The sequence below is a fragment of the Rothia sp. L_38 genome (assembly GCF_050689125.1).
Classification (GTDB): domain Bacteria; phylum Actinomycetota; class Actinomycetes; order Actinomycetales; family Micrococcaceae; genus Rothia.
Window position 1 is genome coordinate 35,010 of sequence record NZ_JBOEQD010000011.1, and the last position, 20,655, is coordinate 55,664.

General features: G+C 54.6%; 19 protein-coding genes. 16 read left to right on the forward strand and 3 right to left on the reverse strand.

Translation table 11 applies throughout. The features are described from left to right. Nucleotides 1–25: 25 nt before the first annotated feature. Complete coding sequence (locus ACRCJM_RS09175) at nt 26–982, forward strand: bifunctional riboflavin kinase/FAD synthetase (protein WP_431464680.1); 957 nt, start codon at nt 26–28, stop codon at nt 980–982. Between the two features lie 109 nt (nt 983–1,091). Here ACRCJM_RS09175 and ACRCJM_RS09180 read toward each other — a convergent pair whose 3' ends face one another. From ACRCJM_RS09180 to ACRCJM_RS09190, 3 genes are read right to left on the reverse strand one after another with little or no spacing between them, the layout of a single operon-like run. Next, nucleotides 1,092–1,916: an aldo/keto reductase gene (locus ACRCJM_RS09180; protein WP_431464681.1), complete on the reverse strand. Its 825-nt coding sequence runs from the start codon at nt 1,914–1,916 to the stop codon at nt 1,092–1,094. Between the two features lie 36 nt (nt 1,917–1,952). Further along, nucleotides 1,953–2,714: a 5'-methylthioadenosine/S-adenosylhomocysteine nucleosidase gene (gene mtnN, locus ACRCJM_RS09185; RefSeq protein WP_431464682.1), complete on the reverse strand. Its 762-nt coding sequence runs from the start codon at nt 2,712–2,714 to the stop codon at nt 1,953–1,955. After that, nucleotides 2,693–3,175, reverse strand: a complete 483-nt coding sequence (locus ACRCJM_RS09190; protein WP_237205511.1) for an S-ribosylhomocysteine lyase — start codon at nt 3,173–3,175, stop codon at nt 2,693–2,695. The genes mtnN and ACRCJM_RS09190 overlap by 22 nt, the downstream gene beginning before the upstream one ends. A 296-nt stretch (nt 3,176–3,471) precedes the next feature. Here ACRCJM_RS09190 and ACRCJM_RS09195 point away from each other — a divergent pair, with 296 nt between their 5' ends. The 15 genes from ACRCJM_RS09195 (at nt 3,472) to ACRCJM_RS09265 (ending at nt 20,618) form a co-directional block, all read left to right on the forward strand. Then, the gene (locus ACRCJM_RS09195; RefSeq protein ID WP_237197247.1) at nt 3,472–3,774 is read left to right on the forward strand and encodes a hypothetical protein; all 303 of its coding nucleotides are present in this window, start codon (nt 3,472–3,474) and stop codon (nt 3,772–3,774) included. A 198-nt stretch (nt 3,775–3,972) separates the two neighbouring features. Further along, the gene (rpsO, locus tag ACRCJM_RS09200; protein WP_135012745.1) at nt 3,973–4,242 is read left to right on the forward strand and encodes a 30S ribosomal protein S15; all 270 of its coding nucleotides are present in this window, start codon (nt 3,973–3,975) and stop codon (nt 4,240–4,242) included. 233 nt (nt 4,243–4,475) lie between these two features. Next, the gene (locus ACRCJM_RS09205) at nt 4,476–6,704 is read left to right on the forward strand and encodes a polyribonucleotide nucleotidyltransferase (RefSeq protein ID WP_431464683.1); all 2,229 of its coding nucleotides are present in this window, start codon (nt 4,476–4,478) and stop codon (nt 6,702–6,704) included. Nucleotides 6,705–6,926: 222 nt separating this feature from the next. After that, nucleotides 6,927–8,123: a glycosyltransferase family 4 protein gene (locus ACRCJM_RS09210; RefSeq protein WP_431464684.1), complete on the forward strand. Its 1,197-nt coding sequence runs from the start codon at nt 6,927–6,929 to the stop codon at nt 8,121–8,123. Then, a complete protein-coding gene (locus tag ACRCJM_RS09215; protein WP_431464685.1) occupies nt 8,123–9,169 on the forward strand; it encodes a glycosyltransferase family 4 protein in 1,047 nt (348 codons plus the stop codon). The genes ACRCJM_RS09210 and ACRCJM_RS09215 overlap by 1 nt, the downstream gene beginning before the upstream one ends. A 31-nt stretch (nt 9,170–9,200) precedes the next feature. Continuing rightward, nucleotides 9,201–10,427, forward strand: a complete 1,227-nt coding sequence (locus tag ACRCJM_RS09220; protein WP_431464686.1) for a glycosyltransferase — start codon at nt 9,201–9,203, stop codon at nt 10,425–10,427. Beyond that, nucleotides 10,420–11,310, forward strand: coding sequence for an aldo/keto reductase (locus ACRCJM_RS09225; RefSeq protein WP_431464687.1), 891 nt, complete (start codon nt 10,420–10,422; stop codon nt 11,308–11,310). Before ACRCJM_RS09220 ends, ACRCJM_RS09225 begins: the two co-directional genes overlap by 8 nt. A gap of 9 nt (nt 11,311–11,319) precedes the next feature. Continuing rightward, nucleotides 11,320–12,966 carry a GMC oxidoreductase gene (locus tag ACRCJM_RS09230; protein ID WP_431464688.1) on the forward strand — a complete coding sequence of 549 codons (1,647 nt, stop codon included), beginning with the start codon at nt 11,320–11,322 and terminating at the stop codon, nt 12,964–12,966. A gap of 8 nt (nt 12,967–12,974) precedes the next feature. After that, nucleotides 12,975–13,517: a DapH/DapD/GlmU-related protein gene (locus ACRCJM_RS09235; protein ID WP_431464689.1), complete on the forward strand. Its 543-nt coding sequence runs from the start codon at nt 12,975–12,977 to the stop codon at nt 13,515–13,517. A gap of 192 nt (nt 13,518–13,709) precedes the next feature. Then, a complete protein-coding gene (locus tag ACRCJM_RS09240) occupies nt 13,710–14,840 on the forward strand; it encodes a glycosyltransferase (RefSeq protein WP_431464690.1) in 1,131 nt (376 codons plus the stop codon). Beyond that, on the forward strand, nt 14,840–16,111 hold the full coding sequence (locus ACRCJM_RS09245; protein ID WP_431464691.1) for a hypothetical protein: 1,272 nt from the start codon (nt 14,840–14,842) through the stop codon (nt 16,109–16,111). The genes ACRCJM_RS09240 and ACRCJM_RS09245 overlap by 1 nt, the downstream gene beginning before the upstream one ends. Further along, on the forward strand, nt 16,098–17,096 hold the full coding sequence (locus ACRCJM_RS09250) for an acyltransferase family protein (protein ID WP_431464692.1): 999 nt from the start codon (nt 16,098–16,100) through the stop codon (nt 17,094–17,096). Before ACRCJM_RS09245 ends, ACRCJM_RS09250 begins: the two co-directional genes overlap by 14 nt. 89 nt (nt 17,097–17,185) lie before the next feature. Further along, complete coding sequence (locus tag ACRCJM_RS09255) at nt 17,186–18,442, forward strand: nucleotide sugar dehydrogenase (protein WP_431464693.1); 1,257 nt, start codon at nt 17,186–17,188, stop codon at nt 18,440–18,442. 27 nt (nt 18,443–18,469) lie between these two features. Continuing rightward, nucleotides 18,470–19,048, forward strand: a complete 579-nt coding sequence (locus tag ACRCJM_RS09260) for a hypothetical protein (RefSeq protein WP_431464694.1) — start codon at nt 18,470–18,472, stop codon at nt 19,046–19,048. Between the two features lie 31 nt (nt 19,049–19,079). Further along, complete coding sequence (locus ACRCJM_RS09265; protein WP_431464695.1) at nt 19,080–20,618, forward strand: polysaccharide biosynthesis tyrosine autokinase; 1,539 nt, start codon at nt 19,080–19,082, stop codon at nt 20,616–20,618. Nucleotides 20,619–20,655 lie beyond the last annotated feature (37 nt).

The following is a 20,655-nucleotide window of genomic DNA, read 5'->3' on the forward strand; positions in this document are numbered from 1 at the left end:
CGAAGTAACCCAACCGAGGAGCACCGTGAAGCGCTTTACCGATCTCGCCCAGATCCCCGCCGACTTCGGCCCCACCGTGGTCACCATCGGCAACTTCGATGGCGTACACATCGGCCACCAAAAAGTGCTCTCCACCCTGGTCAATACTGCCCGGGTCCATGGCCTGTCATCCGTTGCGGTTTCTTTCGACCCCCACCCCGCCCGTGTCCACGGGCCAGCCGGGGTACATATTGAAATTATGGGGCAGGACGGCCGCCAGCAGATTCTTGCCGACCTCGGCGTCGACTACTATCTGCTCCTGCACTACAACCTTGCCTTTGCCGCCCAAACCCCCGAAGAATTTGTCAAACGTACTTTCGTTGACGCTCTCAAGGCAAAGTTTGTGGTTATTGGCGACGATGTGCGCTTTGGCACCAAGAACTCCGGTGACCTCAGCACTATGAAAGAGCTTGGCCACAAGTACGGTTTTGAAGTGCTAGTGGTTGGAGACCTGCTTGCCCACGATGACCGCCGCTGCTCATCCACCTCTATCCGCCAGCTCCTAGCTGAGGGCAGGGTCGCTGACGCTGCCTCAATTCTGGGCCGTAACCACTACATGAGCGGTGAAGTGGTGCACGGAGCTGCCCGCGGCCGCGAGCTCGGCTTTCCCACCGCCAATATGGACGTTGACTCGGTCGGCCTGGTCCCCGGCGACGGAGTGTATGCAGGCTGGCTGATTGACGAGGCGGGCACCCGCCACCCCGTTGCCGTTTCGGTGGGCACCAACCCCACCTTCGAGGGCATCACCACCCGCCAGGTCGAAGCCCACGTAATCGGCCGCCCCGAAGAAAAGGTGGAAGACTTTAACCTCTACGGGCAACACGTCACCCTAGAATTTGTGGACTATCTGCGCGGTATGGTCGCCTACACCGGCGTCGAAGCCCTCATTGAGCAGATGCACGCCGATGTTGAAAAGGCCAAAACCATCCTTGGCATCAGCTAGAGCACAGAGAAAAGTTCCCGGAATAAGAACTCTTATTCCGGGAACTTTTCTACGAGAGATGATGTGCGCGGCAGCGAGCGTGAGGCTGCCCCCCCTCCTCTGTCTCTTCCTACATCTCTTCGTGAGTATTCGGGTCAAAGCCGCGGCCTACGCCTGCTTCGAGCGCATCGATGCGGGCGACCTGCTCCTCGGTGAGTTCCCAGTCGAAGACCGCCAGGTTCTCTTCCATACGCAGGGCATTGGAGCTCTTGGGCAGGGGCACCAGGTTCTTCTGGACCTCCCAGCGCAGGATAACCTGGGCCACGGTCTTACCGGTCTCAGCGGCGATAGTTTCGAGGGCAGCGTCCTTAAGCAGGTCGGTCTTGCGGCCCAGGGGCGACCAGCACTGGGTCAAAATGGCGTGGTCGAAGTTGTAAGCGGCCCAGTCCTGCTTTTGGGAGTAGGGGTGCAGCTCAATCTGGTTGATGGCCGGGGTTACACCGGTTTCTTCAATCAGACGGTCGATGTGCTCGGGCAGGAAGTTGGAGACGCCAATGGACTTGACCAGCCCTTCTTCCTGGGCCTTGATAAGTGCCCGCCAGGTATCGACGTAGAGGCCCTGGGAGGGGTTAGGCCAGTGGATTAGGTAGGCATCCAGGTAGTCAAAACCCATACGGCTGAGGGTGCCTTCGAGGGAACGGAGGGCGGTATCGTAGCCGTGGTCGCGCCCCGGCAGCTTGGACTGCACAAAAATTTCATCGCGCGGGGTGCCTGAGCGCAGCACGCCGCGGGCAACGCCCACTTCGTTCTCGTAGTTCACCGCAGTGTCGATCAGGCGGTAGCCGCGGGCGATAGCTTCAGAGACAGCGATTTCGGCATCTACGTTATTGAGCGGATAGGTACCTAGCCCTAGGGGAGGGATAGAGGTGCCGTCGCGCAGGGTATGGTTTTGCATTGGTTTTCCTCTCGGATGGAGTGGTGCGGACGCGGGCTAGCGGCTAATCAGATCGAGCACCAGGGTGGCGCTCCGCTCGGCCACGATGGGGGCGTCCATGTGGAAGTCCTGGTCGGCAGCCGGACCGCAGAGGTCAGAGATACCGCGTACCGCAATGAAGGGCAGGGAACGGCTGGAGCTAATCTGGGCCAGGGCGGTGGTTTCCATGTCGGTGGACAGAGCCTGGGGGAAGAGCTGGCGGGTGTCTTTGACATTGTGGGCGGTCACGAAGGAACCGCCGGCCAACATCTGCCCAAAGAGGGGGCTGCCCTCACCGGTGTAGGCCGCGGCTGCAGCGCGGGCCTTCTCAACCAGCGCCGAATCGGTGGCGTAGGTAGCGGGCATGCCTGGAATCTGCCCGAACTCGTAGCCGAAAGCGGTGGCGTCCGCGTCCGTGTAGGTGTAGTCGGTGCCGATAGCCAGGGCGCCCACATTCACGTCGGCGCGCAGGCCGCCAGCGGTACCGGCAGACACGATGACGCGCGGGGTGGGCACCAGGGCCAGGGCAGCGGTCAGGGCGCTAGCGGCATTGACCAGGCCAATCTTGGAGCGCACCAGCAGAATCTTCAACTCGTCAGTACCGGTGGCAAGCACCCGGGGGTAGAAGACAGCCTCACCCAGGGCATAGCCCTCACCGACCGGTTCGGTCTTACTCAGGAAGGGGGCAGCTTCTTCATCCATGGCTACCTGCACGATAGCGGCATTCTCAAAGCCAGAAGGGAGCGCAAAAGCCGACACTAGGCCATCACCTGCTCCCACTCGTCCTTCTTCTCCACAAAAGCACGAACCGCAGCCTGGGCCTCTTCCAAGGAGTGGTTAGCGCCCCAGCCACACTGCACCTCGTTCGCTGCCGGAACCTCATCGGCCTCCAGCAGATCATTCATGGTAGCTTCAAGAACCTGCATGAAATCGGCAGGCTCAAGACCCAGGGTCAAGGCGTAGAAACCGGTCTGGCAGCCCATGGGGGAGAAGTCAATCAAAGCGTCGGTGTGATTGCGCATGTGGTGGGCGGTCATGTGCTCAATCGAGTGAACCGCCTTCATGCCCAGGTGCCCCTTGTTCGGCTGGGTGAAACGCACATCGTACTTAATCAGGACGTCCCCACCCGGCAGGGTCTTGCGGTCAGCTACGCGCACGTAGGGTGCCGCCACAGCGGTATGATCCAGGTCGAAAGACTCAACGTTTGTCTTCTGCTTCTCAAAATTCTCAGTGATTTGCATGCTTACTATTCTCCCAGGCTCAGGGCACAAGCGCTAGCTGCGGAGTAATCTACTCACTGTAGGCATATTCGACAGGTCATGCAGGCTCGTGCACCGCAGGTTGCACAGGCTCACGCTCGCTGTCGACCCTCTCGTCTGGTTCGCTAGCGCTCACGAGACGATTCACGCCCCGCCTTGCGGCGGATTCCGTTCGCTCTTGTGTGCTGACGCACCTGCTCACTCTATCGAGCCAACAGCTTCGCTGTGAGCCTGCTTCACCTGCTCAAGAAACCCAAGAAGATTGTGGAGTGTAAACCATGAACGTACTGATTCCCACCGCTGCTGCCTCAGCCGGCCTGATGGGTGGCTACAAGGTTGCCCGTGTTACTAACGTCCGCGCCCTGGGCGGAGTAGCCCTAGCCGCCGGCGGTGCCGCAGCCTTTGCCGGATGGCAGAAGAACGCCGGAACCGGCACCGCTGCCGCCCTCACCGCCGTCTACCTGGGAGCCTTCGGCTACTCCCACGCCCTGCACAAGAAAATTGGCCCCTGGCCCGCTGTTTGCGCTGTCACCGGCGCTACCGCGCTCGCCTCGCTGGCCTTTGGGCGGGAAAAGAAGTAACCCGGGCAGGTGAGCAAGCTACCACCGGGGCCTCTCTTCCCGGTAGCTGGCTTGTACTGTAGAGTTGACTATGCATGTGACTGCAGTCCGTGGCAGTTACCTGCAGCGGCCAAGCCGCCCACCGGCGTCCTTGGCTCTCCACCCGGCAGCAAAAATGTTGACCGGGCCGTACACGGCACTAACTCTAGGAGTTAACCCATGGCTCTTGATCCCAAGATCAAGCAGGAAATCATGAAGGAATACGCAACCCACGAAGGTGACACCGGTTCACCCGAGGTTCAGGTTGCAGTTCTGACTCGTCGTATCACCGACCTGACCGAACACCTCAAGTTCCACAAGCACGACCACCACTCACGTCGTGGTCTGATGATTCTCGTTGGTCGCCGCCGCAACCTGCTCGGCTACCTCAAGAGCGTCGACATCGAGCGTTACCGCGCCCTCATCGAGCGTCTCGGTATCCGCCGATAACACCAGGTTTGTGAGCGTGAGGGCGACACCCCAAGCTACGCATCCGGCTGCCTTGCCGGGAGCCCGTGGCTGACGGTGACGCCCTCACCCACACCTACCACCCAAGAATAGAACTAAGTCGCCGCGTGCTTTGACGGTCCTCGGTAGCGGTTTACAGAAAGCCCCACAGGCGGGGTCTGTGAGCCTCAATCGATGACCGAAGGCGCGGCGCAGACAAGAGAAATGGAGGAACCTTGGAAGGTCCCGAAATTCAGTTTGCAGAAGCAATCATTGACAACGGCAAGTTCGGTAAGCGCGTAGTACGCTTCGAAACCGGCCGACTGGCCAAGCAGGCCGCAGGCTCTGCCCTGGTCACCATCGACGACGACACCACCCTGCTCTCCGCCACCGCTATTGGCAAGAGCCCCCGTGACGGCTTCGACTTCTTCCCCCTGACCGTAGACGTTGAAGAGCGCATGTACGCAGCCGGCAAAATCCCCGGCTCCTTCTTCCGCCGTGAAGGCCGCCCCTCAACCGAAGCGATCCTGGCTGCGCGTCTGATTGACCGCCCCCTGCGTCCTGCCTTCAAGAAGGGCATCCGCAACGAGGTGCAGGTCGTTGTCACCGTACTCACCATCGAGCCCGACGAAATCTACAACACCGTCGCAATCAACGCGGCATCCTGCTCCACCACCCTGTCAGGTGCCCCCTTCGCTGGCCCCGTCGGCGGCGTCCGCGTCGCCCTAATCGACGGCCAGTGGGTTGCCTTCCCCAAGCACTCCCAGCTTGAGAACGCTGTCTTCGACATGGCTGTAGCCGGTCGCGTTGTGACCAAGGCTGACGGCACCGAAGACGTCGCCATCATGATGGTTGAGGCGGAAGCTACCGATAACTCCTGGAAGCTCATCAAGGAAGACGGCGCCACCGCACCGACCGAAGAAGTTGTTGCTGAAGGCCTCGAAGCCGCCAAGCCCTTCATCGCTGCCCTTTGCAAGGCCCAGGCTGACCTGGCTGAGCGCGCTGGCAAGCCCGCCCTGGAACTGCCCATCTTCGGTGAACGCGCCGCAGAAATCGACGAAGCAGTCAAGGCTTTCGAGCCCAAGATCGTTGAGGTCTACTCCATCGCCGGTAAGCAGGACCGCGAAACCGCGTCCGCTGACCTGCAGCAGGAAATCATTGAAACCCTGGCCGCAGAAGGCAAGGAATTCGAGGGCCGCGAAGACGAAGTCAACGCAGCCTTCAACGCCCTGACCAAGCACGTTGTGCGTCAGCGCATCCTCACCGACCAGGTTCGTATTGACGGCCGCGGCCTAACCGATATCCGCCAGCTCACTGCTGAGGTTGAGGTTCTGCCCCGCGTCCACGGCTCCGCTATCTTCGAGCGTGGCGAAACCCAGATCATGGGCGTCACCACCCTCAACATGCTCAAGATGGAGCAGCAGCTGGACTCCCTCTACCCGGTCAAGTCCAAGCGCTACATCCACCACTACAACTTCCCGCCCTACTCAACCGGTGAAACCGGCCGTGTTGGCTCACCCAAGCGTCGCGAAATCGGTCACGGTGCTCTCGCCGAGCGCGCGATCACTCCGATTCTGCCCTCACGTGAGGAATTCCCCTACGCGATCCGCCAGGTTTCAGAGGCCCTGGGCTCCAACGGTTCAACCTCCATGGGTTCCGTATGTGCCTCAACCCTCTCCCTGCTGAACGCCGGTGTACCCCTGCGCGCCCCCGTCGCCGGTATCGCCATGGGTCTTGTCTCCGACGAGGTCAACGGCGAAACCCGCTACGCAGCTCTGACCGACATTCTTGGTGCTGAGGACGCCCTGGGCGATATGGACTTCAAGGTCGCAGGTACCTCCGAGTTCGTCACCGCTATCCAGCTGGACACCAAGCTTGATGGCATCCCCGCCTCCGTCCTAGCAGGTGCCCTGACCCAGGCTCGTGAAGCCCGCCTGCACATCCTCGAGGTCATCAATGCAGCAATCGACGCTCCCGACGAGATGAGCGACTACGCACCCCGCGTCATCTCCGTCCAGGTACCCGTTGCCAAGATCGGTGAGGTCATCGGCCCCAAGGGCAAGATGATCAACCAGATCCAGGAAGACACCGGCACCGATATCTCCATCGAGGACGACGGCACCGTCTACATCGGCGCTACCGACGGCCCCTCCGCAGAGGCAGCCCGCGCAGCAATCAACGCGATTGCTAACCCGCAGGTTCCCGAGATCGGCGAACGCTACCTGGGTACCGTCGTGAAGACCACCACCTTCGGTGCCTTCGTCTCACTGACCCCCGGTAAGGACGGCCTGCTGCACATCTCCGAGCTGCGCAAGCTCAACGACGGCAAGCGCGTAGACGACGTCGAGGACGTCGTCGGCGTAGGCCAGAAGGTCCAGGTAGAGATCTCCAAGATCGACGACCGCGGCAAGCTGTCACTGGTACCTGTCGTAGCCGAAGGTGAAGAAAGCGGCTACGAAGAGTAATTAATTTCTTCATACATTAGATAGCGCAGGAGCTAGCACGGCTTCTGTGCTATCTATTTTATGCTGTTAAAACTACTGGCGGATTAATCAACGACGGTATATGTGTGGCAAAAGCATACATGTTCAAAATAACAAGATATATATTTTTGTTACGTCTTTACCTATCGTTTTGTTCAGGTAGTCTTGACCGAGATTAGGGACGGCTTATAGCCAAGAGGAAATATGGGATTTATTGTTGGTCTGAATAGAGACCGAGACTCTTACCAGGTTCCACTCGCACTTGCGGAACTTGGGCAGCTGGAGTTGTTTGTTACCGATTACTATGAAGGTGTCGGTCTGTCTTTGCCCACGTTGGGGCATCGTATGAGTGAAGGCATTGCACCATCACTTGTCCGCCAATCACACCGCGCTTTTCTGGCACAGATGCCCTACGAAGTGAAGCGACGTATCGATCGTTCAACTGATTTCCCCACCTTTTTCGTAGAGAGGCAGTTGGGTAAAACCATTGCTCAGGCGGCACGGAAAAACCCTACAGCTGATTTATTGTTGTATTCAGGGTCGGCCAAATGGGCGTTCGAGGGGCCGAGCACTGGTAAAAGAATTCTTTTCCAGTATCACCCTTCACCGGGTTTCATCGTTGAGACCTTGCAGAGCATCGATGAGCTAGCAGGAGTACGCTCTTGGCAGGAAGAGGCCGAAGCGCTCAATCCCGCTATGCAGGCGCTCCATGCAGAGGAAGTTGCTCTTGCAGATTCTGCCCTGTGTGCCTCGACCTTCACGAAACAGGGTCTAATCGTACAGGGAATGCCCGAGGAAAAGGTGGCTATTGCTCCCTATGGGGGGCCCGCCGTAACTCGCTTTACACTTAATCAGCATGACGCTCGCTGCAACTTCCTTTTCGTAGGTCAGGGTATTGCGCGTAAGGGTCTCCACCATCTGATTGAGGCCTGGCGCCGGGCTAATCTGCGAAACTCTACGTTGACTGTGGTTGCATCACGCCTAGACCCCGAAATTCAAACATTTGCTGAGGGGCTCGAGAACTTTGAGTTGAAGAGTCGAGTGGGAGACGAAGAGCTTAAAAAGCTCATGCAACAGGCTGACACCTTCGTCCTGCCCTCACTTGTAGAGGGATTTGGTCTAGTACTCAGTGAGGCATTAGCTCAGGGCTGCCGCCTTATCGCAAGCTCAAATACCGGCCTAGTTGATATGCAGTTGCCTGAGTCTATTGGCACTGTAGTAACCGCTGGCTCTGTTGATTCTCTTGTAGAGGCACTCAAAAAAGCAGAAGATACACACGACCCTGCCCGCTCTTATATGGACCTGGCATTTGAAGAGGCCGAAAGACTGAGGTGGAAAAACTTCCGCAGCAAGGTACAAGAAGCTGCACTGACTACTTTGGAACGAGAGAACAAGAACTAATGCGTATCGTCATCATGGTTCACCGCTTCTACCCCGATTTTGGCGGTGTAGAAGTTACTGCAGAGCTTATCGCACGTGGCTTTGTCGAGCGCCATAACGCTGAAGTCATTGTGGTAACTCATACCAAAGAAGAAGCGACTGACAAGACTTTCCCCTTCAAGGTTCTGCGCGAACCTAGTCCCATGCAGCTATGGAAAGCTATCGCAGGCGCAGATGTAGTATTCCATAACAACCCCTGCATGCAGTTCTACTGGCCCCAGATCTTTATGAAGAAGCCCTGGGTCGTTGCATTGCGTACTTGGATTACTCTTCCTGACCAGGAGTTGAGCCAGGTAGAAAAAATCAAGTACTGGCTCAAGTACAAAATGGTTGAGCGAGCAGACCTACTCGTGGGTAACTCTAAGGTGCTTGCTGGACACGTTAACGCTAAAGCTGAAGTCATTTATAACAGCTACCGTGACGATATCTTCAAGGTCACTAACACCGAGGAACGCGATCCCGATTCTATCGTTTTTCTGGGTCGTCTAAGCGATGACAAGGGCATCGACCTGCTTCTAGAAGCTGTTTCAAAGCTCGTTGCGCGTGCGTTATCTCCCAAGCTATCCATTATTGGCGGCGGAGATTACCAGCCTGAGGTGGAACGTATCATCAATGAGCTGAACTTGCAGGATCATGTAGTACTTCACGGCCCGAAGACCGGCACCGATATCGCGGATATTCTGAATCAGAATGCTATAGCAGTAGTACCTTCTCGAATCCCAGAACCTTTTGGAACCGTCACTCTGGAAGAAGCAGCATCAGGCTGCGTAGTTTTAGTGGCTGACCACGGCGGCCTTCCTGAAGCAATCGGTGATGCTGGGCCTAAATTCACTCCTAATAACTCAGATTCACTAGCAGACCAGCTAGAGAAGCTCATCACTAACCGTGACTATTACGAGTCATTCCGCCAGAAGATTCCTGGTCACGTACAGAACTATAAAGAACATGTTTTTATCGATAAGTTCTACGATGCCATGGTTCGTGCTTATCAGAAGGTAAACGGGTAAAGCTATGTTGGAAAAAAACCAAAAGGTAGTATTGCTTGCAGCGCGCGAAGTTACTGCTGCCCGTACTGGCCGTATCGCTGTACTCGAGACAGCTGTTAAGGCCCTTCAAGCAGCAGGCTACCCCGTAGAGGTCATTGCAATTACGAACTCTGAGGGAGTATCAACTTGGTTAGGGTGTCCCGTCCATCGGGTACCTACTCCCTCCATTATCACCATGCCGTTTAGCGCTGTACGTTCGCTTGCATCGCGTAAGACTCTGAACGAAGCTCTCTTCGATTCACAGCAGGTAAGAAACTCTGTTAAGGCTATCTGCGATCAGATCGGCGCGACGGTGGTTATCGGCGATAACATCCGTACCTGGGAAGCCGCACAGGCCACCGGTCTGCCGGTCGTTATGCACCTCGACGATTTACTGTCTGCCCGCTATGCTTCTACCGAATTCAAAGAAAGTAATGATTCTGTCTTTGGCTACTTCGGCGAGCAGATTCCTGGCTTTATTCGCCCTCTCCTCGAAGGCGCTGTGAAGCACCTGCTGGGGATTGAGGCGAAGTTAGCCTACCAACGTGAAATTCAGGTTGCCCGTGAGGCCGCTGTGACTGCCCTGACTAGTGAAGCTGAAGCTGACGTCCTTGCCCTCCGTGCCCAGGCACCTGTGCTTGGCCTACCTATGGCTGTGCCGCAAAACGTCAAGTGTACTCCTAGCAATAATGCTGCTGAAAAACTGGTCTTCCTCGGTGTTATGCACTACGGCCCGAACATGGGCGCCTTACGCTACCTACGAGACGAGGTTCTGCCTGTCTTGGCCGAACATGGACGTAAGGTTGAGGTAACTGTGATTGGTAAGGCCGATGCAGAGCAAATGGCAGAATTCGAAGGAACTCCCATCACGTTCAAGGGCTATGTAGAAGACTTGCATGCTGAGCTGAGCAGTCACCGTGTTTTCGTATCTCCAATCCAGAGCGGAACCGGCGTAAAGACCAAGGTTCTGGACGCGCTAAGCGTAGGTATTCCAGTTGTAGCTACTCCGCTGGGCGTGGCAGGTATCCCCTCGTCACACGGTGATGAATACCTTGTTGGCCATGATGCAATAGAGTTTGCGCACCATATCGAATATCTCATGGATAATCCCGACCGCGCGGACGCCATCGGTGCTGCAGGCTATGAACTTCTGGGGCGTTCCATGAACCCCCAGAAGGTATATGATGATTGGGAATCAGCAGTTATCCAGGCAACCGGGGGGAACGCCGTCTATGCGTAGCCATCTTTTAACTCCCACTGAACTCGGTGAGTTCAAAGTAAGCCCCCTCGGCATTGGCACATCACGCTTAGGTGCTTTTTGGCAGAAACGCCCCATCAAAGAGGGCGAAGAGGCACTTAACCGTGCCTTGGATCTGGGCGTTGGCTTAGTTGATACTGCTGATGTTTATGCCCGCGGCATCAGCGAGCGAATCGTTGGACGAGCCGTTAAGCACCGCGATGATGTTGCTGTAATGACCAAAGTAGGCTTGCTCAAGACTCCGCGAGGCATCTTGAGCGCACGGAAACATTCAGGTAGGGCTGGAATCCAAGGGCTCAAGGCAGCCACTTCGGCTGCTACATGTTTCGAGCCGGGCTACGTGGAAGAGGCTGCGCTGGCCTGCATGCGCCGGCAGGGTAAAGACGAACTCGATATTTTACTGCTTCATGAGCCCACTGCCGCAGATTTTGAACGTACAGACGTAGTTGACCAACTGAATTCAATGAAAGAGCGTGGCCTCATTCGTGCCTGGGGCGCATCTGTTCGTTACCAAGGGGATGCTGTAGCAGCGGCTGAGGCTGAGGGCTTGAGCTGGCTACAGCTACCCATCAACCTAAGTAACACCGCTATTGCAGATGCGGTCCAGCCTTTGTCTGAAGATATCAATGTCGTTGGTATAGCCGTATTAGGCGACGGTTCCCTGTTGCCGCAGTTAACTGCGGGTGGCTTAAACCGCCCGAAGGCAGTAGCTGCCATGGTAGAGGGCGCCTACCAGCACCCCGCTATTGACGCTGTGTTACTGGGCATGAGCCGCCCGGCCCACGTCACCGAAAATCTTGCCGCTTTAGAACGCGGCGTAACAGACGCAGATATAGAATCTGCACGGAAAATACTAGAGAGTTAAGAGACTATTATGAGTTTCATCGACGCCCGTGAACTGCCTGAAAACGCACACCTGACAGGTACCGTAGTTATTGTTGGTACCGGTCCAGCTGGAACTACCGTAGCGCGTGAACTGGCGCCAACGGGTGTCGATATTCTCATGATCGAGGGCGGTTCTTTAGGGCGTTCCCCTGAGCATGACGAAACCTTGAAAGCTGATCAGCGTTCCCAGAGCGTTGAACCCATGGAAAAGGCCCGCACCAAGCGTTTGGGCGGTGCCTCGACTCAGTGGGGTGGGCGTACCTACCCCTTCGATGCCTTGGATTTCGAAGACCGTACAGAAGGTGGCCTGGACTTTAAAGGTTGGCCTATCAGCCGTGAGGATTTAAATCCTTTCTATCACCGTGCAACTGTGGCCGCTGGCGTGAAGAATATGCAGTACACCGCAGCCCAGGCCATTGAAGGCGCCCCCCAACATCTGATGGGGGAGTCTGATCTGGTCAATACACAGGGCATTTGGCGTTGGGGACCTCCGGTTAACTTTGGTGACGTGGTCAAGGATGAGTTAGCTGATCGTGGCAATGTGCGCGTGGTGCATAACGCGAACGTAACTCATGTGGTGCAAGACCCCGAAACCGGTCGTGTGACTGAGCTGAAAATTCAGTCAAAGCCCGGTAAGTTCTTAACCGTTAGCGGCGATGAAGTTGTGCTCGCTATGGGGGGGCTTGAAACCGCTCGTCTGTTGCTGAACTCTAATATTGGTAATGAGAATGACCAGGTAGGTCGTTACTACACTATTCACCCCATCGGTGAGGTCGGTAAGCTCACTATGGTAGACCCCAAGGCTGAGGGCAACGCTGTTACCTACACGAAGAGCCACGACGGGGTTTGGGTGCGACGAAACCTGCAACTCCATGAGGAGGTCCGTCGCCGCGAGGGCCTGCTAAATATGGGTTTTGCAATTTGGTATGACGAGCCTCGAAACCCCGATCACGGGGATCCGCTTCTGAGTTCTTTTGCTCTGGTGCGCAAGATGCTCACCATGACCGGGGGCTTTAAGGGAACAGGTATGCACCGCCGCTATGCTGAACTGGAGAACCCCAAGGCACATGTACTCAATGTTGTTAAGGGTTTACCTAGTGTCGGTGCTTTTGGCGTGCATTGGCTCCGGGACCGCGTCCTTGATCCCCGTACTCTTCCTTCTTTTACCCGTTATTCAAAGAAGGGCGTGTACCGCATCCGTTTTGATGCGGAACAGGCTCCACGCGCAGAGCAACGTGTCGTTCTTTCTGATTCGGAGAAGGACGCTTACGGCGTACCTCGACTGGACGTACAACATTTTATTCCTGAAGAGGACCGCCGGAATTACCACCGTTCCTTAGAGCTACTTGCTGAAGGCATTAATGCCACCGGCTTTGCAACCTACGAGCCGCCGACTTTGGAAGAGATGCTGACTCGCCCTATGGTCGATGCAACCCACCAGATGGGCCTGGTTCGTATGGGTAGCGCCCCTGAGGAATCGGTGATTGATGAGAATTTGAAGGTGTGGTCCTCACCTAACCTCTACCTCTCTACCACCGGTGCGTTTACCACAGGTGGTATGGCAGGCCCGACTTTGACTGTTATTGCTATCTCAATTCGCCTGGCTGATTACCTTGCGGCGAAACTTGGTCTATAAGGAGAAGAATGAAAGATCTTTCTGGCTTCCAGGGCTACGGCTACGACAAGGGCCGACCGAAAGCTGTTCAGGCCCTGTGGCTTCTGGCCCAGAGCACTCTTCTGCAGCACTGGTGGTTTCCGCCTAAGCTGCGTGTAAAGGTTTTGCGTGCTTTTGGCGCCAAGATTGAAGAAGGCGTGTTAATCCGTCACGGTGTAACTATTCATTGGCCCTGGAAACTAGAGATCAAGAAAAACTCTTGGGTTGGCGTGGGCACCTGGATTCTGAACCTTGAACAGGTCATTATCGGTGAGAACAGCTGCCTGAGCCAGGACACCTATATCTGCACTGGCTCACATCTGTTCAACCACGATAATTTTGAGTTTGATAATGCTCCTATCGTGATTGGTGACCGTGTATGGGTTGCTTCGCGCGCATCAATTTTGCGCGGGGTAACAGTAGGCGATGACAGCGTGGTCGGTGCTATGGCACTGGTGACTAAAGACGTACCTGCGGGGTCAAAGGTGCTTGCTCCTCTGGGTGACGTAAGCCCTTACCAGCCTAAGAAGTAGGTTTGTAGAGATACCTGTGTGGCTGTCCTGAAGGGGGCCGCCACACTTCTCTGGCCGGTGAGAGCAAAAGCTCAGTGGCAAGGTATAGGAAATAGGCTGGTTACAAAATAGTATGGTCTAGATGATTCGGCGTTGCTCCTGTAGAGGGGCGTTCGTGAGCGCTGAGAGACAGATTAGGGTAGGGAACCATTTATGAGGATTCTGCACGTTGTCACCGTGGTGACTCCTGATGGCTCGTTGGGCGGGCCATTGCGTGTAGCTGTGAACTTGATGAAGGCTTCGCAGAAACAGGGGCACGAGGTGCTTCTTGCTGCTGGTGCACAGAACTGGGGGAGTGAATTGCCCTCAGAATATGACGGCGTGCCGGTTCAGCTCTTTCCTGCCCGATTGGTCGTTCCTGGTACCGGTTTCGCTGGCCTGACCTCCACCGGTTTGCTATCGTGGCTGCGAAAGGTAGCGCAGACAGCCGACGTTGTCCACGTGCATATGGCACGTGATTTGGTGACTCTTCCTGCTACTTTGGTTGCTCAGGCTACGGGCGTGCCTACGATTGTTCATACGCATGGAATGATTGATGCTTCTGACCGCCTTTTAGCGAAGCCCCTAGATGCTTTGATGACTCGCCGTGCTTTGCGGGGGGCTGCTCGAATTATTGCTTTGACGGAGCAGGAGAAGCGGGATCTGCAGGTCGTTGATTCTTCTTTGCTGGCTTCTGATATTGAGATTTTGCGTAATGGCGTTCCCCTGTCTGAGTTGCAGGCTGACCACGGGCAGGAATCTCCTGAGGTGCTCTTTTTAGCTCGCTTGCAGGAGCGTAAGCGCCCTACTGTTTTTGTTCGTGTAGCCCAGCAGCTAGCTCGTGAGTTTCCGCAGGTTCGGTTTAGCCTGGTTGGCCCTGACGAGGGCCAGGGGAAGGCTGTTCTTGAGCTGCTGGCTCACGATAATGCTGATGGCCGTATTCGTTGGCAGGGTTCTTTGCCTGCTGACCAGACGGTAGCTCGTATGGCACAGGCACAGGTTTATGTGCTTCCTGCTGTTGAGGAGCCCTACGGTATGACGGTGGTTGAAGCTATGACGGTTGGCTTACCTGTCGTTGTAATGGACGACTGCGGTCTAGCCCCTGAGGTTGAGCAGTTTGGTACTGGGCTGGTAGCTCAGAGTGATGATACAGACAGCTTGGCTGATGCTGTGCGTTCTTTGTTGCAGGACGCGGATGCCCGCGCCCAAATGGGTGCTCGAGGTAAGGATTTTGTGGCTGAGTATTGTTCGATGCCGAAGATTGCTGACCAGCTTGAAGCTATTTACCGAAAGGTAAGTCGTTAATGGCTATGCTGGCTGTCTGGCTAGTGCTTTGTTTTGTGCTAGCTTCTGTTTTTGCGTCTCGTCCTGTTTGGTTGCTGTCAGCTGCCATTATTATCCGTATTTTGGTTCCCTTCTATGCCTCGAACGTGTGGATGGTTGGCCTTCATATGGCGGGGTATCTTGTTGCCGCCACGGCAATTATGCAGTTAATTCTGTATCGTCCTCGCGTTGTTCGTGTCTTGCTGAATTCGAAGACTGAGCTGGCTTTGTTTTCAGCCCTAGTAATTTTGATGATGGTGAACTCGGTATCTGCTTATTCGAGTATCATCGAAACGCTGATGAACCTGGCGATTATTTACCTCACCCCGGTTACTCTTTACCTTCTTTTGAAGATGGAGATTCATCGCTTAGGGCTACGCGCTGTCCAGGTTATTTCTGTGCCTTTCCACCTGACCATGTTGTACCAGTTTTGGCTTGCAATCCGTCAGGAGGAAACCGGGGAAATTCTGGTTTACTCCCAAATTACCCAGAACGCTTTGTGGTTTCAGACGAGTGATGATCTCGGGCGTAGCTACGGTACCTTGGAAGGCGGCCTAGAGCTTTCAACCCTCTGTATCTTTGCTATTGCAATGACCTACTGGGTTCGAAATAGTGCGCTTCGAATTGCGCTCATCATGGCCTATACCTACACGAATTTGCTGGGCAATGGTCGAGCCGCAGTGGCTATTGGCATCGTTGTTGCTATAGCTGTTATCGTTTGTGCCCGTTCGTCAGCTGCGGCAAAAATCTTTAGTATAGTCGCTGGAGTCTTTGGTTTCCTTTTCTTGTACTCTTCTGAAGCTGGCCAGTCAATTATTGAGAAAATGAATAATGACGGTGGCTCTAATCAGAAGCGTTTTGATGCGTTGACCTGGGTGGGTAATAATTTTCAGCACTTTATTATGACGGGGTACCCCGGTGACCGTGACCTGCGTGCTTCGGGGCAACTTTCTTCTTCATTGGAAAATGCCTACCTTATTGCAGCAATGGGTTACGGCCTTATTTTCTCAGCAATCCTGATTGTGCTTCAACTTTATATTGTTCTCCGTAATGCCCGGTCACTATCTGGGGCCGTAATGGGGGTGGCCGCACTTGGCGTTATCTTCGTTAATATGACGAATAGTGGCTTCACTACGAACTCCAACAGCGCTTATCTGATTTGGATTGCATTAGGCCTTTGTACTGTTGGCTCATGGGTGTCAGAGAAAGGTTACTTCCAGGAGATGAAGGGGAAGCGTCATGTATCAGCCTAGGCACTCTACGCAGCGTATCTCCGACAATAAAAGGTACGGATATATTGACTTCATCCGACTAGTCTGTATTTTTTTCATTGTCATTGGGCATGTGTGGACTGAAATACCTCTTACAGTATTTGTTTATGTCTTCATGATTTTATCTGGCTACCTCTGGAAGTCGGGTAGGGAACTTATACTTGAGGCGCGAAACAAATTTAAGATCCTGGTTTACCCTTATCTAGGGTGGGGCATTCCGCTGCTCATTATTCTGGTAATTCAATTGGTGTTTTTTGCACAAATTGGAACCTCAGATGTATTGAAGACTGTTGCAACAGTGTTGTGGGGAGGAGAGAAAGCTAAAGCTCCTTTTACCGCTTTCTGGTACTTTACTGCAATCTGGTTTTCTGGAATCTTCTATCGATACATTACGCAACGTTCTGCGTTCGTATATGGGGTATCTATTGCTCTATCTCTTATTGCAGGAAGTTTCTTTGGAGAAGAACTTGCTAACCTGCCTCTTGGCATAGGAGTAGCTTTTTGTTCTCTGGTTTTCTACGCAGCAGGGCATGCATTACAGGTGCTGCAGACTAAAATCACAGTACCTTGGTATATCTCTCTACTACTTCTTGGCGCTAGTGTTTACATGATAGCTACAGTGACTGTAGCTCCAATGGTCCTCAAATCTGGTGATTTTGGAACCCCTGTTTTGTCTACGTTGGTCTACTCCCTTCTGGCGCTTGCCTGGATCGCAAGCATGGAAGTTTTGTACCAGCCTCTAGAGGCTTTGCTGGAGAGACCTGTCGCCTGGTTTGTTGGCCTAGCTACGCCCGTTATTTTGCTTCATCCTGTCCCTATCTGGTTTTGGTACAACGTTGGATGGACAGGAAAAGACATGGCAGATAAGGTTCCGCTGTTTATTATCTGCTTGATTTTTTCGGTGGTGCTTGCTCTGCTCGCGAAGAACATCGTGCCACCTTGGGGCCAGAAAATTCTTGTCCCGTAATCCCTATACGTTTGCTATAAGGATTACAGCAAACCTTACCTAGCTTGTTTCTATAGTCACTCAATCACCTCCTAGAAGGAAAACACATCATGACCAAAGTTGTTGTTATCGGTCAGGGCTACGTAGGCTTGCCCCTCGCACAGGAAGCCTCACGCGCAGGCCTCACCGTCGTCGGCCTCGACCTATCACCCCGCATCGTAGACGGTCTCAATTCTGGCATCTCCCATATCGATGATCTCTCAAACGATGACATCGCAGAAATGCTGAAGAATGGCTACATCGCCACCAGCGACGCAACCACCATTGCGGATGCAGACTACGTCGTTATCTGTGTACCCACTCCGCTGGGCCAGGACGGCAACCCTGACCTCACCCCCGTCGAGAAGGCCAGTGCCTCAATCGCTCAGCACCTTACCCCCGGTACCACTGTAATTCTCGAATCAACCACCTACCCCGGTACCACCGATACCCTTGTCGCCGGCATTATCAACGAAGCGGGCCACACCCTGGGCGAAGATTACTACCTCGCGTTCTCCCCTGAACGTATCGACCCCGGCAACCCCGTCTACGGCCTCAAGAACACCCCCAAGGTCGTTGGCGGTGTAACCCCTGAATCAACCGAAAAGGCCGTAGCGCTCTACTCACAGTTCATTGACACTGTGGTACCCGTACGCGGTGCACGCGAAGCAGAAACCGCAAAGCTGCTTGAAAACACCTACCGCCACATCAACATTGCGCTGGTCAACGAAATGGCTAAGTTCTGCCATGACCTCGATATCGACCTCTGGGATGTTATCGACGCAGCAGCAACCAAGCCCTTCGGATTCCAGGCCTTCTACCCCGGCCCCGGCGTAGGCGGCCACTGCATCCCGATTGACCCCAACTACCTCTCCTATGAAGTTAAGCGCTCACTGGGCTACCCCTTCCGCTTTGTTGAACTTGCCCAGGAAATCAACCTTTCCATGCCCAAGTACATCTCGGAGCGTGTTATGGAGATGCTGAATGAAGAGAAGAAATCCCTGAACGGTGCCAAGGTGCTTCTACTGGGTGTAACCTACAAGGCCAATATCTCTGACCAGCGCGAATCACCTGCAGTACCTGTAGCAGCTGAACTCGCTAAGCGCGGTGCAGTGCTCTCTTACAATGACCCTTACGTAGAAAACTGGACCCCGGGCATCGACGGCATCGAAAAGGTTACCGACCTCGACAAGGGCCTTGCAGAAGCCGACATCGTTATCCTGCTCCAGAAGCACCGTGACTACGATGTAGACACTCTTGCTGGCAAGTCCAAGGTCTTCTTCGATACTCGCGGCGTTACTACCTCAGACAAGGCAGTTCGTCTCTAACCCGCTACTCCTTCGGAAGGCTCCCCAATGGTACAGCAAGCACAACACTCCTGGTACTTCGTATGCACCGGTAATATCTGCCGGTCAGCATTCGCAGAAGCCTACCTGCAACGTCTCTTCAACGGAGCAGCAACTGTACACAGCGGGGGGACCGGGGTCAACCAGGCTCTGGCTCCTACCGAAGAAATCAAAATACTTGCAGCCCGGCAGGGCCTCTCCCTCGATGAACACACCCCCAAATTTATCGAGGGAGAGGACCTCAAAGCGCACGATATCGTGCTGACCGCAACTGTGGCTCACCGGGCTCAGGTGCTAGTAGAGGCACCAACCCTGCTCAATAGGGTCTTTACCATCAAAGAGTTTGCCCAGCTTCTGCCCCAAATCGACGTAGAAGAAATTCAGCAGGCAGACCCCAGCAAATGGTGGAGAGCTGCAGCCCGTAAGGCCTCCCAGCTCAGATCACGGGTCAACGCTCCTGGCAACGATTTAGATATCGTTGACCCCTTCAAAAAAGATATGGACGTCTACATCGCAAGCACCCAGGAAATCATGGATGCGCTCGATGTTATCGCAAACGTCGAACATATGAGAGCCTCACGGGCCTAATCACACAGCACAACTGAACGGAACAATCTCAATGAACGAATCGCAAGCAGTAGCCGACTCGGCTTCTGAAAAATCGAAAGGCGCCATCGAAGGTTTCCTTCGTACTCTTCGCCGCCAGTGGTACATCCTTGTCATCGCCGCTGTTATCGGTGGCCTACTGGGCTTCAGTTTCTCACTGATGCAACCCAAGGTCTACGCTTCCGACGCAACCGGCGTCGTCACCACCGGTGATACCGGTAGTGTTGCCCTAGCGTCAGCCGCAGATACTTTGACAAAGTCAAAGGCTACCCAGTATCAGGCCCTAGCATCATCTCGTACCGTTGCAGAGCGTGCCCTTGAGATTTCTGGCTACCAGATGACTCCTGAACGCGCTATCGGCATGGTGTCTGCATCTGTTCCTCTTGATACCGCACAGATTAAGGTAACCGTCCGTTCACAGGATCCCGAACTAGCTAAGAACCTTGCAGACGCCTGGATTCAGGCCCTGGGCGAGAACGTACAAACCGTTGAAAACTCCGGCAACAATGCCACTACCGGGGAAGGCAACTTCGCGGTTCAGTCTGTCATGCAGTTCTCCGCTTACGTGCCGGCCAATCTTCCCCAGTCACCGGTCTCACCCAACGTTAAGCTCAACACCCTGCTCGGCATTGCTCTAGCTCTGATTGTTGGCGTGGTCTACCTCTTCATCCGTTCAGTTCGCGACCGATCAATCCGCTCAATGGATGCGCTGGTGGAAGTAACCGGCTCAGAAATTCCCGTTCTGGGCACCGTTCCTTTCTCCTCATCATTTGCCGATTCACGTCTAATCACTCCGAACGATGCAGCAGAGAATACCCGACGTGCTGATTTCCGACTCATCGAGTCCCTCAAAGAACTTCGCACCAACCTGCAGTTCAAGAACCCCGACAACCCCCCTCGCCGTATCGTTATTACCTCCTCACTTCCTTCAGACGGTAAGTCAACCGTTGCAGATAACCTGGCGATTATTCTGGGGCAGTCTGGCAAACCCGTATTCCTCGTCGACGCAGACCTCCGCCGTCCTACTGTTGCTAAGAGCTTCGGCCTGATCGAAGAAGTAGGCGTCACCGACGTCGTCATCGGCCGTGCTGACGTAGAAGATGTGCTTCAGACCGTAGAAGGCTACCCCAACCTCTACATTCTGGCTGCTGGCCGTATTCCTCCGAACCCCTCTGAAATCCTCAGCTCAGATGCCTTTACTCAGATGATTGACCGCCTCGCAGAAGAAGGCATGGTTATTCTGGACGCACCCCCGCTGCTGCCCGTAACCGATTCAGCTATCTTGGCAACTAAGTTCGATGGTGCCCTGGTTGTTGTGGAAGCAAATGGCACTAAGCGTGAAGAACTCGCAAAGTCCATCAGCAATCTGAAGCGGGTCAATGCGGACATTCTTGGTACCGTGCTTAACAAGGTTCCTGCAACAGGTTCTGAAGCAGGGTACTACCAGTACTACGGTCGTGAATATTACTACGACATCGAAGGTAAGCGCACTGGTCAGAAGGGTGAGAAAAAATCACGCAAGGACAAGAAAGCTAAGCGTAAAGAGAAGTAGTAGCACTGCATCGTTCATTGAGTAATGAGGGTGGGAG